Below are 13,635 nucleotides of genomic sequence, written 5' to 3'. Positions count from 1 at the left end.
TATGAGAAAATTTAATGTCGCAGTTGTAGGAGCAACTGGTGCAGTAGGTGAAGAACTTTTTAGAGTAATGGCAGATTATGACTTTCCAGTTAATAATATTGTTCCATTAGCGAGTGCTAAAAGTGCTGGTTCAAAAATTGAGTATAAAAATAAAGAGTATACTGTTTTAGAACTTACTGAGACTGCGTTTGAAGAAAATGAAGTAGATATTGCATTTTTTAGTGCAGGTGGTAATATTTCAGAGAAGTTTGCAAAGTATGCTGTAGAAGCTGGTGCGGTTGTTATTGATAATACAAGTCACTTCAGAATGGTTCCAAATGTTCCATTAGTAGTTCCAGAAGTAAATCCAGAAGACATTGCACTATGGAGAGAAACAGGAATTATTGCTAATCCAAATTGTTCAACTATTCAAATGGTATTATCTTTAAAACCATTAGATGAATTATATGGAATTAAAAGAGTTGATGTATCAACATATCAAGCAGTTTCAGGTGCAGGAAAAGCAGGAATGGAAGAGTTAGTAACTCAAATGCAAGACTTTTTTGCATTTAAGTTAGATGAGAGCAAAAAAGATGCATTTGCACATCAAATTGCACTAAATGTTATTCCTCAAATTGATGTTCAGCAGCCAAATGATTTCACAAAAGAAGAAATGAAAATGGTAAATGAAACTCAAAAAATTCTTCATAAAGAAGTTCAAGTAGCAGCTACTTGTGTTAGAGTTCCAGTTTTAAGATCTCACTCAGAATCAATCACAGTTACATTTGATGAAAATATAGATGTAGATGTAAATGAAGTAAGAAATGCATTAGAAAACTTTGAAAATGTAGAAGTTATAGATGATTTAGCTAACAATGCATACCCCATGCCAATTGTATCAACTGATACAGATATGACATATGTAGGAAGAATAAGAAAAGATGTTTATGCACCAAATATAGTTCATTTCTTCAATGTTGCAGACCAAGTAAGAGTAGGTGCAGCTACTAACTCAGTTAGAATTGCTTTAAAATGGATTGAAATGGAGAGCGATATTTAATGATTGAAAGGCTATTTGAAAGTGCAATGTGGAAAACAAGATTTCTTGTTATCTTCGCTGTACTTTTTGGCTTATTAGGTGCTGTAGTATTATTTGTAGTTGCAAGTATGGATATATTTGTTGTTGCAAAATATGCATTTGATACTATTATTACTCATGCCCATCCAGAGAATTTCCATGAAGATATTGTAAGCGGTATAATTGGTGCAGTTGATTTATATTTAATTGCAGTAGTTATGCTTATTTTTTCTTTTGGAATATACGAACTTTTTATCTCTCCTATTGATCATAATGAACAAGCACAAGATGATTCAAAAATATTATCAATTACTTCATTAGATCAGTTAAAAGATAAAATAGCAAAAGTTATTGTTATGGTTCTAGTAGTAAACTTTTTTCAAAGAGTTTTACATACGGAATATAATGGTGCTTTAGAAATGTTGTATTTTGCTTTAGCCGTAGCTGCTTTAGCTCTTGGACTTTTCTTTTTAGGAAAAGTTGGAAAAAAATAAAAAAGGTAAATATATGTCAAAGATATTTGTAGATGCGTGTTTTAGAAAAGAGACTCCTTACACTCCTGTATGGATGATGAGACAAGCAGGAAGATACCTTCCTGAGTATATGGAAGTAAGAGGACAAGCAGGAAGCTTCTTAAACTTATGTCATAACCCTGAAAAAGCTTGTGAAGTTACTATTCAGCCTTTAGATATTGTTGGAGTTGATGCTGCAATCTTATTTAGTGATATTTTAGTAATTCCAGATGAAATGGGAATGGATTTAGAGTTTATTAAAGGTCAAGGTCCTGTATTTCATGACCCAATTGAAACACAAGAAGATGTTGATAGACTAATTTGTGGTGAAGAAGCTGCAAATAAATTAACATATGTTTATGAAACAATCAAACTTTTAAAAGAAAAGTTACCAGAAGATAAAGCACTTATTGGTTTTACAGGTGCTCCATGGACTCTTGCAACTTACATGATTGAAGGGCAGGGGACTAAGACTTATAATTTATGTAAAAAAATGATGTATTCAAATCCTGAACTATTGCATAATATTTTAAGAAAAGTAACTGATATTGTTAAATTATATCTAGAAAAACAAATTCAAGCAGGTGCAGATGTTGTTCAAATCTTTGATTCATGGGCTGCAGCAATTGAACCTGGAAGATATGATGAATTCTCATGGAAGTATATGGTTGAAATTGCTGAATACATTAAAGAGAAATATCCACATATTCCAGTAATAATGTTCCCTAAAGGAATCTCTGCATTTATTAATATGGATGGAGTTTATGGAAACTTTGATGTATTAGGAATTGATTGGGGAACTCCAATGGCTATGGCTAAAGCTAAGTTAGGTGATAAATATGTTCTTCAAGGAAATATGGAACCTTGTAGACTTTACTCAAAAGAAGAGACTACTAAATGTGTAGAAAAAATTCAAGAGACTATGCAAGGTGAAGGACATATTTTCAACTTAGGACATGGTATTTTGCCAGATGTTCCTGTTGAAAATGCTATTCACTTTGTTAAAGAGTGTCAAAGAGTATCTAAAAAATCTTAATTAAAATCTCAATTATCTAATAAGTAGCTTTGCTACTTATTAAAGAAAGTTTAAATCATGTCTTATTCAAACTCAATAACTTTTGGACCAATCGCTTCAAGAAGATTTGGTATATCTTTAGGGATAGATCTTTCTCCTTCATCAAAACAGTGTAACTTTGATTGTTTATATTGTGAATTAGAAGGTGCTAAAACAGTTTCTAAAATGACTGAGTATCCAAGTGTTGAAGAAGTAATCTCTGAAATAAAAAAAAGTTTTCTAAAAAATGAAAAAATCGATGTTATTACATTAACTGCAAATGGTGAACCAACACTTTATCCTAAGTTAGATGAACTTGTGGATGAAATTAATAAAATCAAAAATAATACAAAAACTCTTATTTTATCAAATGGTAGTACAATTTATAAAGAAGATACCTTTAAAACTCTTCTTAAAATTGATACAGTAAAACTTTCATTAGATTGTGTAAGTGAGAAGTGTTTTAAAAAACTTGATAGAACTGATAAAAGTATAGAAATAGATAAAATTGTTCCTTCTATGATAGATTTTTCGCAAAAAACAAAAAATGATTTTGTTTTAGAAATTCTTTTTGTTAAAGATTTAAATGATAAGGATGATGAAATTGCTTTATTATATAATGCTGTGAAAAAAATAAACCCTAAAAGAGTAGATATTGGTACTATTGATAGGCCACCTGCGTATAAAGTTAAACCTGTATCATATAAAACTTTAGAAAAAGTTGCAAATATTTTTAAAGGTATAAATGTAAACATAGTATATAAAAATAGACCTAAACTTTTAGGTTCATATTCAAAAGATGATATTGTTCAAACATTAAAAAGAAGACCTCTTACTATTGAAGATATTGAAAACTTATTTGATGAGGAATCTAAGAATAAGCTTGAAGAACTAGTAAAAAATAGTAAAATATCACTTGTCGATAGTAGTGGAGTTAAATTTTATAAAAATTTATAAATTTTTATAAAATTCCCTTGACAAAGAAAATATTTTTTACTATAATTCCACTCCATTAAAAAAATGGTTAAATAATCCGGCATAGCTCAGTGGTAGAGTAGATGACTGTTAATCATTTGGTCCCTGGTTCGAATCCAGGTGCCGGAGCCATATTTTTAATACAACATATCATAATTTATAGATTCCGGCATAGCTCAGTGGTAGAGTAGATGACTGTTAATCATTTGGTCCCTGGTTCGAATCCAGGTGCCGGAGCCATTTATAAATTAACTTCAAAATCCGGCATAGCTCAGTGGTAGAGTAGATGACTGTTAATCATTTGGTCCCTGGTTCGAATCCAGGTGCCGGAGCCACTTCATATATTTAATCAATCACATAATATTTCACAGTAAACAATTAATAAATTAAAATATTATGAGAAATTAACAATTATAACTTTTCATTAAATAGTTCATATATGCCTACTATAATAAACTTTGGTCGTATGTCAGCTAATCTTAGTATCTTAACTTTATAAACTTTACACATCTAATGTGAATTTACAAAAGAAATTCTTTTCTATTTATGTAAAAAAGAATAGTAAAAATCAAATAAGGTAAAAAGAATAAAAAATATAAACTCTAAAAGGTAATAAAATATAGATTTTTCAATACAAAAATCCATAATTTCCAAAATTTAAGCTTTAATTTAGAAAAATCGCTTGACAAGCGAGAGATATTTGTCTATAATTCCCATCCAATTTCAGAGGAACGACAAGAAGTTCTAAAAGAGATTATGATCTTTAAAAACAGAAGGTTAATAAGAAGTAATTTTTATAAACCGAATATAGAATAAACGATATAAAAAACAAGAAATACAATTCTTGTCTATTTAAGTTTTTTACGAAAGTAAAAAGCATTTTGAGTGATAATTTTGTAATTTAATACAAAAATTGTCAGTTTCAAATACTTCATTTATGGAGAGTTTGATCCTGGCTCAGAGTGAACGCTGGCGGCGTGCTTAACACATGCAAGTCGAACGAGAACGGGTTATAGCTTGCTATAACTGTCAGCTAAGTGGCGCACGGGTGAGTAATATATAGGTAATGTGCCCTAGAGAAGAGGATAACATTTGGAAACGAATGCTAAGACTCTATATGCCTTTAAGACAAAAGTCTGCAAGGGAAATATTTATAGCTCTAGGATCGGCCTGTACGGTATCAGTTAGTTGGTGAGGTAATGGCTCACCAAGACAATGACGCCTAACTGGTTTGAGAGGATGATCAGTCACACTGGAACTGAGACACGGTCCAGACTCCTACGGGAGGCAGCAGTGGGGAATATTGCACAATGGGGGAAACCCTGATGCAGCAACGCCGCGTGGAGGATGACACATTTCGGTGCGTAAACTCCTTTTATATAGGAAGATAATGACGGTACTATATGAATAAGCGCCGGCTAACTCCGTGCCAGCAGCCGCGGTAATACGGAGGGCGCAAGCGTTACTCGGAATCACTGGGCGTAAAGAGCGTGTAGGCGGGTTAATAAGTTTGAAGTGAAATCCTATGGCTCAACCATAGAACTGCTTTGAAAACTGTTAACCTAGAATATGGGAGAGGTAGATGGAATTTCTGGTGTAGGGGTAAAATCCGTAGAGATCAGAAGGAATACCGATTGCGAAGGCGATCTACTGGAACATTATTGACGCTGAGACGCGAAAGCGTGGGGAGCAAACAGGATTAGATACCCTGGTAGTCCACGCCCTAAACGATGTACACTAGTTGTTGTGAGGCTAGACCTTGCAGTAATGCAGTAAACACATTAAGTGTACCGCCTGGGGAGTACGGTCGCAAGATTAAAACTCAAAGGAATAGACGGGGACCCGCACAAGCGGTGGAGCATGTGGTTTAATTCGACGATACGCGAAGAACCTTACCTGGACTTGACATAGTAAGAACTTATAAGAGATTATGAGGTGTCTGCTTGCAGAAGCTTATATACAGGTGCTGCACGGCTGTCGTCAGCTCGTGTCGTGAGATGTTGGGTTAAGTCCCGCAACGAGCGCAACCCTCGTCGTTAGTTGCTAACAGTTCGGCTGAGAACTCTAACGAGACTGCCTGGGTAACCAGGAGGAAGGTGAGGACGACGTCAAGTCATCATGGCCCTTACGTCCAGGGCTACACACGTGCTACAATGGGGTATACAAAGAGCAGCGATACGGTGACGTGGAGCAAATCTCAAAAATATCTCCCAGTTCGGATAGTAGTCTGCAACTCGACTACTTGAAGTTGGAATCGCTAGTAATCGTAGATCAGCAATGCTACGGTGAATACGTTCCCGGGTCTTGTACTCACCGCCCGTCACACCATGGGAATTGAACTCATTCGAAGCGGGAATGCTAAAGTAGCTACCCTCCACAGTGGATTCAGTAACTGGGGTGAAGTCGTAACAAGGTAACCGTAGGAGAACCTGCGGTTGGATCACCTCCTTTCAGAGAAAGAGATAAGATTCGATTCTTATCTCAGAAACTAACAAAGTTAGTAAAAAAAGGGAATATCGACCTTTTCTATATTCGGTTTATAAAGATTATTTATAATCTTTAAACATTCTTTATTTGATAATAAAGGATATGATATTTAAAAACATAATGTTAAAGTCTTAAAATTTTTCTAGCGAATATTTAAATGAAAGTTTAAATATGAACTAAAATAAGAAACAATTTTTAAAACACAACTTTTTTATTGAATATAGTAATATATTTAATAAGATAGTAGCCAAGGAATAATTATTCAAACGGTGAAGTAATGTAAATTACTTTATCAACATAAAAAATAAGCTATTAAGGGCTAATGGTGGATGCCTAGACTGTAAGAGGCGATGAAGGACGTACTAGACTGCGATAAGCTACGGGGAACTGTCAAGAAGTTTTGATCCGTAGATTTCCGAATGGGACAACCCAGTATATAGAGATATATATTACACTGCAAAGTGGGCGAACCCGGTGAAGTGAAACATCTCAGTAACCGGAGGAAGAGAAATCAAATGAGATTCCGTTAGTAGCGGCGAGCGAACGCGGATTAGGACAAACCCTATGCTTGCATAGGGGGTTGTAGGACCAAGATATAAGATCAAAGAAGATAGAGGAAATAGTTGGAAAGCTATAGCATAGAAGGTGATACTCCTGTACTTAAAATCTTCAATGACTTTATTGGTATCCTGAGTAGGTCGGAACACGTGATATTTTGACTGAATCTAGGGGGACCACCCTCTAATCCTAAATACTACTTACAGATCGATAGTGAACAAGTACCGTGAGGGAAAGGTGAAAAGTACTCCAGTGAGGAGAGTGAAATAGAACCTGAAACCATTAGCTTACAATCATTCGGAGCCCTATGATTTATCAGGGTGACGGACTGCCTTTTGCATAATGAGCCTGCGAGTTGTGGTGTCTGGCAAGGTTAAGTCAAGTACGAAGCCGTAGCGAAAGCGAGTCTTAATAGGGCGAATTAGTCAGATGCTGCAGACCCGAAACGAAGTGATCTATCCATGAGCAGGTTGAAGCTGGTGTAAGAGCCAGTGGAGGACCGAACCGGTGGGCGTTGAAAAGTCCTCGGATGACTTGTGGATAGGGGTGAAAGGCCAATCAAACTTCGTGATAGCTGGTTCTCTCCGAAATATATTTAGGTATAGCCTTGTGTAGTAGCATATAGGGGTAGAGCACTGAATGGGCTAGGGCTGCTTACCGCGGTACCAAACCCTATCAAACTATGAATACTATATGTGTAATCACAGGAGTCAGGCGTAGGGTGATAAAATCCTATGTCGAGAGGGGAACAACCCAGACTAACAGCTAAGGTCCCAAAGTCATATCTAAGTGGAAAACGATGTGGAGTTACTGTGACAACCAGGAGGTTGGCTTAGAAGCAGCCATCCTTTAAAGAAAGCGTAACAGCTCACTGGTCTAGTGATTCTGCGCGGAAAATATAACGGGGCTAAGATATGCACCGAAGCTTTAGACTCAGATTTATCTGAGTGGTAGGAGAGCGTTCTATTCAGCGTTGAAGGTGTACCGGCAAGGAGCGCTGGAGCGGATAGAAGTGAGCATGCAGGCATGAGTAGCGATAAAAGAGGTGAGAATCCTCTTCGCCGAAAACCCAAGGTTTCCTACGCGATGCTCGTCATCGTAGGGTTAGTCGGGACCTAAGTCGAGTCCGAGAGGGGTAGACGATGGCAAATTGATTAATATTTCAATACCAACAAATAAGCGCGATGTGGGGACGCATAGAGTTAATCGAGCTCACTGATGGAATAGTGGGTCGAAGGACGTAGGCTGTAACTTAGGCAAATCCGGGTTACATTAGGCCGAGATCTTACAGGCTCTTGACACTCTTCGGAGGAGATAGAGAATCGATGATACTGTCGTGCCAAGAAAAGCCACTAAGTATATTATTTGTTGCCCGTACCGTAAACCGACACAGGTGGGTGGGATGAGTATTCTAAGGCGCGTGGAAGAACCCTGGTTAAGGAACTCTGCAAACTAGCACCGTATCTTCGGTATAAGGTGTGCCTACTTTGGTATAGAGATTTACTCTCGAAAGCTAAAGAGGTTGCAACAAAGAGTCCCTCCCGACTGTTTACCAAAAACACAGCACTTTGCTAACACGTAAGTGGATGTATAAGGTGTGACGCCTGCCCGGTGCTCGAAGGTTAATTGATGATGTTAGATTTATCGAAGCATTTGATCGAAGCCCGAGTAAACGGCGGCCGTAACTATAACGGTCCTAAGGTAGCGAAATTCCTTGTCGGTTAAATACCGACCTGCATGAATGGCGTAACGAGATGGGAGCTGTCTCAACCAGGGATCCAGTGAAATTGTAGTGGAGGTGAAAATTCCTCCTACCCGCGGAAAGACGGAAAGACCCCGTGCACCTTTACTACAGCTTGACACTGTAGCTTGGATATTCTTGTGCAGGATAGGTGGGAGGCTTTGATTCATAGACGCCAGTATATGATGAGCCATCCTTGAGATACCACCCTTGAATATTTGAGTTACTAACTACGTAGAGTTATCCTCTACTAGGACAATGTCTGGTGGGTAGTTTGACTGGGGCGGTCGCCTCCTAAAAAGTAACGGAGGCTTACAAAGGTTAGTTCATGGCGGATGGAAATCGCCAGTTGAGTATAATGGCATAAACTAGCTTGACTGTGAGACATACAAGTCGAACAGAGACGAAAGTCGGTCATAGTGATCCGGTGGTTCTGTGTGGAAGGGCCATCGCTCAAAGGATAAAAGGTACGCCGGGGATAACAGGCTGATCTCCCCCAAGAGCTCACATCGACGGGGAGGTTTGGCACCTCGATGTCGGCTCATCGCATCCTGGGGCTGGAGCAGGTCCCAAGGGTATGGCTGTTCGCCATTTAAAGCGGTACGCGAGCTGGGTTCAGAACGTCGTGAGACAGTTCGGTCCCTATCTTCCGTGGGCGTAGGAAAGTTGAGGAGATTTGTCCCTAGTACGAGAGGACCGGGATGAACGTACCACTAGTGTACCAATTGTTCTGCCAAGGGCATCGTTGGGTAGCTATGTACGGATGTGATAAGAGCTGAAAGCATCTAAGCTCGAAGCCAACTTCAAGATGAACTTTCCCTGAAGATCCCAGCAAGACTAGCTGGTTGATAGGCTAGGTGTGTAAGCGTTGTAAGACGTTTAGCTGACTAGTACTAATAGATCGTTTGGCTTTTTTTAATATATTTCTTGGTTTACTATCTTATTAAGTATATGCATACTTGATAAATGTGTGAATTGTTTCATTCATTAAGACTTTAACATTATCTTTACACTCATTACCTAATGTGAGTATAAAGAGTTTATTTAGAACTTTTTATACTCATATTGCTGGTGGTTACAGAGAAGTGGAAATACCCAGCCCCATTCCGAACCTGGAAGTCAAGCACTTCATCGCTGATAATACTGCAGGTTTCACTTGTGGAAACGTAGGCCGCTGCCAGCTCTTGAGTATATTTATTAAGCTTTTATCTATTTGAACTTCTCTAAAGTTCCTTTAGATAGAAGCTTTTTTTTTAGCTGAATTTTTTAGCCCCCCCCATTTTATCTCCCTAGCCTCTTCTCCTCTTTTTATTTTATTTTACATATTCAATTACTGTTTTACCACACATCAATTTTTCTTCTTTTATTTTAAATTTTTGATTTGACTTTTTATCTTTTATGTATATATCAAATTTCATATCTTTCATTGTAAATAGTCTACATTCGTCTTTTTCAAAATGAAAGATCATTTTCGAGTTACATTTTTCTTTAAACTCTTTTACTGTCTTAAATCTATTTAAACCAATTGCTTTTTGCTTACTAGTGTTTACTATACAATAACCCTTTTTTGAATAATAATCAGGTTCTTTTATGTTTGCATAGCCACCTATTGTAAATCCTAGAAGTGTGTAAAGTAGACAAGTTTTTAGTTTATTTGTCATTATATAACCTTTATTGGAATATTAACTTCTATTTTAAAATCTGTGTTATCTATTAAATGGTTTTTTATGTATTTTATATAAATTGGAAGTGTTGTAATTTCATAACCTTTTCCTTCATTTAAAATCCAATTTTGATGAATATATCTGATTAAATCAATAATCTCACCAAATTTTCCATCTAGTTTAAATACTGCGCATAAAGATTTTGGAATTATGAAAGTTGATATATTTGATTTTATTTTTTGATTTTTACTAATTGTAATTGCTGCTATATATTTACATTTATCAAGTGGAGTAATGGCAGGATTATCATGATGTAGTCCAATTTCTTCATATTTTTCTATATTATTTTGATAAGCAAGTGCTCTTAGTCTTTGCCAAGTATTTTTTATAGTTTTATCATAACCTTTATGCCTAATATATGCACAATAAACTTCTTCATTTACTTTTATTTCATAATCTAGGGTTTTAATTTCTTTTAATTTCTTTGTATTTAACTTTTCACTATACATTTCAAAGGAACCATTTTTCCATTGACTCGGAGTATATAAAAACCTATTTTTAAATGCTTTTATAAAAGATGAGTGTGAATTATATCCACATTGTTTTGAAATCTCTGTAATAGTAGAGTGTTGATTAGATATTAGTAAATTAGCAGCTTTTTGTAGTCTTATTGATGTTAAGACTTCTGAAAAATTCTCACTTGTTTCTTCTTTGAATATTCTGTGAAAATGAAATTTTGATACATGGTTTATTTTTGCTAAGTCATCTAATGTGATTTCATATTCAATGTTTTTATACATATATGAAAGACTCTTATTTACTATGTCGGCTCTGTCTTGTATTGTTTCTTTTTTCATACTTTAGTATAGCAAAAAAAATAGCAATTTAAGACAAAAAAATTGCAAACTAGAATAAAGATTAAAAAAATAAAATCTTCTATAATACAAATAAAAAAGGCGAAGTAATGAGTAGTAAAATTAAAAGATCTTATATTCGTGAGATTTTAGATGTTATTGATGATGATTATATTTCTTTTGCAGGTGGCTTACCAAATGAAGAGCTTTTTCCAAAAAAACAGATTCAAGAAGCTACAGTAAAAGCTTTAGAAAACACAAAGTCCTTACAGTATTCATCATCTTATGGATTAGAAACTTTAAGAAAAAAAATTGCTTCATTTTATTGTGATAAATTAGATTTTCCTACAAATGAAGAAGAGATTTTAATTACAAGTGGTAGTCAACAGGCATTTGATATTATTTTAAAAGCTATTGATACAAAAATTATTGTAGAAGAACCATCATATTTAGGAGCTTTAGCTTCTTTTAGAGTTTTAAATAAGAAGATAAACTCTTTTTCAAAGATATCTAGTTTAAATGCTTTATTAGATAATAAAAGTTGTTTATATTTAATAAGTGATTTTCAAAATCCATCAACTAGTTCTTATAATTGTACTCAACGACAAGTGTTAAGTAAAATGATAAATAAAAATTGTAGTTTCTTAATTGAAGATGGAGCATATACTTTTTTAGATTTTGAGAATAATTTTAAAACACCTATATCTAAAAATGTAGAAAAGTCATTTCATTTAGGCTCTTTTTCTAAAATAGTTGCACCTGGACTTAGAGTAGGTTGGATTAGAGCTAAGAAGAGTTTAATCGATAAATTATTGTTTATTAAGGAATCACTTGATTTACATACAGCAACATTAAATCAAATGATTTTTGATGAATACTTAAATAGAAATAACTTATTTGAGCATATTGAGTTTATTAATGCTAACTATCAAGAAAAGATGAATTTTATGGCTGATTGTTTAGTAAAATATATACCTTCTTTTAAATTTGAAAGACCAAAAGGTGGAATGTTTATTTATGGCAAATTAAATTGTGATACTATGAATCTTGCTAATATTGCACTAAAACAAAAACTTGCTATTGTTCCTGCAGAAGTTTTTTACTTAAATAAAAAGTCAAATGAAATCAGGTTAAATTTTACTAATTCTACTTATGGTGAAATCGAAGATGGAATAAAAATTTTAGCAAATATTTTAAAGGAAATTAAAAAAGAAAAGAGATCAATTTTTCTAACAATTTTTGATTCTTTAAAGGCAGGTTGAAAATTATATAAAGGTTTAGATTATTAGTTGTAGGTTTATTATTTAAAATACTTCATAATAGATACTATTTTACTAATATTTTACAACTTTTATATATAAAAACTATCTTTTTATATTAAGTTTTACTTAAATTTCAGTATAATTCCGCCTTAATTTATAAATAAGGACAAGCTTATGAACTTTTTTAAACTAAAAGAGCATAATACAACAGTAGGTACTGAACTTTCTGCTGGTTTTACAACATTTTTAACAATGATGTATATCGTTCCTGTAAATGGCTTTATTTTAGCTGATGCAGGATTGCCAATGGATGCAGTAGTTACTGCCACTGCATTAATTACAATTCTAGCTACACTTTTCTCTGGATTATGGTCAAATACTCCAATTGCAATGAGTGTTGGTATGGGACTTAATGCGTATTTCTCTTATGGATTAGTATTAGGAATGAAACTTCCATGGGAAACAGCATTAGGTATTGTATTTTTATCAGGTTTACTCTTTGTGATTTTGTCATTAACAAACTTTAGAGTTTGGATAATGACATCTATCCCTATGAGTTTAAGAAGAGCAATTAGTGCAGGTATTGGATCATTTATTGCTTTTATTGGTTTAAAGCAAATGGGCATGATAAGTGCAAATGAAGCTACATTAGTTTCACTTGGAGACTTCTCTAATCCAAATGTACTTCTTGGAGTATTAGGTTTAATTCTTTCTTTCTTATTCTATGCATATAGATTAAAAGGTGCTTTCATCTTATCTATTTCCATTACATCTATTGTAGCATGGACTTTTGGTCTTGGTGAGCTTCCTACTGCTGTTGTTTCAGCACCAGCTTCTATTGAGCCAATTTTCTTTAAACTTGATATTATGAGTGCAATAAGCTTGTCTTTATTACCTGTTATTATTACTTTTTTAATCACAGATATGTTTGATACTCTTGGAACATTAACAGGAGTTGGAACTAGAGCAAAACTTTTCCAAGAGAATAATAAAGATGATAAGTCTTTACAAAAAACTTTAGAAGCAGATGCTATTGCTACTACTGCTGGTTCTATGATTGGTGTTTCTACAACTACTGCATTTATTGAGAGTGCTTCTGGTGTTGAAGAAGGTGGTAGAACTGGTCTTACTGCTGTATTTACGGCTATGTTTTTTGTAGCAACTTTATTTATGTTGCCTTTATTTAAATCAATTCCAGCAAATGCTATTTATCCTGTATTGGTTGTAGTTGGTGTTCTAATGTTTACTGAACTTGGAAAGATTAATTTTGAAGATTCTGATTTAGCTACAAGTGCAGGGGCATTTTTAATAGTGATTTTAATGCCTTTAACTTTTTCAATTACAAATGGTATTGCAGCTGGATTCTTAGTTTATACAATTATTAAGATTGGTAAGAAAGAGTTTGAAAGTCTTAATTTAGGTATATTAGTAATTACATTTATTAGTGCGTTAGCATTTATTTTATAAGGAT

General features: G+C 34.4%; 8 protein-coding genes, 3 tRNA genes and 3 rRNA genes. 12 read left to right on the top strand and 2 right to left on the bottom strand.

From position 1 onward, the window contains the following. Nucleotide 1 precedes the first annotated feature (1 nt). The 10 genes from NJU99_RS10355 (at nt 2) to rrf (ending at nt 9,567) form a co-directional block, all read left to right on the top strand. Complete coding sequence (locus NJU99_RS10355; RefSeq protein WP_254575842.1) at nt 2-1,039, top strand: aspartate-semialdehyde dehydrogenase; 1,038 nt, start codon at nt 2-4, stop codon at nt 1,037-1,039. Beyond that, the gene (locus tag NJU99_RS10350; protein ID WP_254575841.1) at nt 1,039-1,551 is read left to right on the top strand and encodes a YqhA family protein; all 513 of its coding nucleotides are present in this window, start codon (nt 1,039-1,041) and stop codon (nt 1,549-1,551) included. The genes NJU99_RS10355 and NJU99_RS10350 overlap by 1 nt, the downstream gene beginning before the upstream one ends. Before the next feature lie 13 nt (nt 1,552-1,564). Continuing rightward, complete coding sequence (hemE, locus tag NJU99_RS10345) at nt 1,565-2,605, top strand: uroporphyrinogen decarboxylase (RefSeq protein WP_254575840.1); 1,041 nt, start codon at nt 1,565-1,567, stop codon at nt 2,603-2,605. 57 nt (nt 2,606-2,662) lie between these two features. Next, nucleotides 2,663-3,580, top strand: coding sequence for a radical SAM protein (locus NJU99_RS10340; protein WP_254575839.1), 918 nt, complete (start codon nt 2,663-2,665; stop codon nt 3,578-3,580). Nucleotides 3,581-3,655: 75 nt separating this feature from the next. Continuing rightward, a tRNA-Asn gene (locus tag NJU99_RS10335) sits at nt 3,656-3,730 on the top strand. Nucleotides 3,731-3,763: 33 nt separating this feature from the next. Beyond that, nucleotides 3,764-3,838: transfer RNA gene (locus NJU99_RS10330), tRNA-Asn, on the top strand. 20 nt (nt 3,839-3,858) lie between these two features. Further along, nucleotides 3,859-3,933: transfer RNA gene (locus NJU99_RS10325), tRNA-Asn, on the top strand. A 599-nt stretch (nt 3,934-4,532) separates the two neighbouring features. Further along, nucleotides 4,533-6,049, top strand: a 16S ribosomal RNA gene (locus tag NJU99_RS10320). Nucleotides 6,050-6,387: 338 nt separating this feature from the next. Beyond that, nucleotides 6,388-9,302, top strand: a 23S ribosomal RNA gene (locus NJU99_RS10315). Nucleotides 9,303-9,451: 149 nt separating this feature from the next. Then, nucleotides 9,452-9,567, top strand: a 5S ribosomal RNA gene (rrf, locus tag NJU99_RS10310). The 16S, 23S and 5S rRNA genes sit together here, the layout of an rRNA operon. A 130-nt stretch (nt 9,568-9,697) precedes the next feature. On the opposite strand, the gene NJU99_RS10305 is transcribed toward rrf, so the two are convergent. Continuing rightward, entirely contained in the window at nt 9,698-10,045 is a 348-nt protein-coding gene (locus NJU99_RS10305; RefSeq protein ID WP_254575838.1) for a DUF192 domain-containing protein, read from the bottom strand. After that, nucleotides 10,045-10,848 carry an AraC family transcriptional regulator gene (locus tag NJU99_RS10300; protein ID WP_254575837.1) on the bottom strand — a complete coding sequence of 268 codons (804 nt, stop codon included), beginning with the start codon at nt 10,846-10,848 and terminating at the stop codon, nt 10,045-10,047. The genes NJU99_RS10305 and NJU99_RS10300 overlap by 1 nt, the downstream gene beginning before the upstream one ends. Before the next feature lie 164 nt (nt 10,849-11,012). Here NJU99_RS10300 and NJU99_RS10295 point away from each other — a divergent pair, with 164 nt between their 5' ends. Together NJU99_RS10295 and NJU99_RS10290 are read left to right on the top strand one after the other, a co-directional pair. Next, nucleotides 11,013-12,164: an aminotransferase-like domain-containing protein gene (locus NJU99_RS10295; protein WP_254575836.1), complete on the top strand. Its 1,152-nt coding sequence runs from the start codon at nt 11,013-11,015 to the stop codon at nt 12,162-12,164. 174 nt (nt 12,165-12,338) lie between these two features. Beyond that, the gene (locus NJU99_RS10290; protein WP_254575835.1) at nt 12,339-13,631 is read left to right on the top strand and encodes an NCS2 family permease; all 1,293 of its coding nucleotides are present in this window, start codon (nt 12,339-12,341) and stop codon (nt 13,629-13,631) included. Nucleotides 13,632-13,635: the final 4 nt, after the last annotated feature.

It is taken from the genome of Arcobacter roscoffensis (assembly GCF_024267655.1).
GTDB classification, from domain to species: Bacteria; Campylobacterota; Campylobacteria; order Campylobacterales; family Arcobacteraceae; genus Arcobacter_B; species Arcobacter_B roscoffensis.
The sequence above is the reverse complement of the archived record's forward strand: the minus strand, read 5'-3'. Positions and strand labels throughout refer to the sequence as shown.

What these genes read in the sequence shown, in the direction of transcription:
- NJU99_RS10300 (WP_254575837.1), bottom strand. Translation starts at nt 10,848, where the DNA reads ATGTATAAAAACATTGAATATGAAATCACATTAGATGACTTAGCAAAA.
- NJU99_RS10295 (WP_254575836.1), top strand. Translation starts at nt 11,013, where the DNA reads ATGAGTAGTAAAATTAAAAGATCTTATATTCGTGAGATTTTAGATGTT.
- hemE (WP_254575840.1), top strand. Translation starts at nt 1,565, where the DNA reads ATGTCAAAGATATTTGTAGATGCGTGTTTTAGAAAAGAGACTCCTTAC.
- NJU99_RS10350 (WP_254575841.1), top strand. Translation starts at nt 1,039, where the DNA reads ATGATTGAAAGGCTATTTGAAAGTGCAATGTGGAAAACAAGATTTCTT.
- NJU99_RS10355 (WP_254575842.1), top strand. Translation starts at nt 2, where the DNA reads ATGAGAAAATTTAATGTCGCAGTTGTAGGAGCAACTGGTGCAGTAGGT.
- NJU99_RS10305 (WP_254575838.1), bottom strand. Translation starts at nt 10,045, where the DNA reads ATGACAAATAAACTAAAAACTTGTCTACTTTACACACTTCTAGGATTT.
- NJU99_RS10340 (WP_254575839.1), top strand. Translation starts at nt 2,663, where the DNA reads ATGTCTTATTCAAACTCAATAACTTTTGGACCAATCGCTTCAAGAAGA.
- NJU99_RS10290 (WP_254575835.1), top strand. Translation starts at nt 12,339, where the DNA reads ATGAACTTTTTTAAACTAAAAGAGCATAATACAACAGTAGGTACTGAA.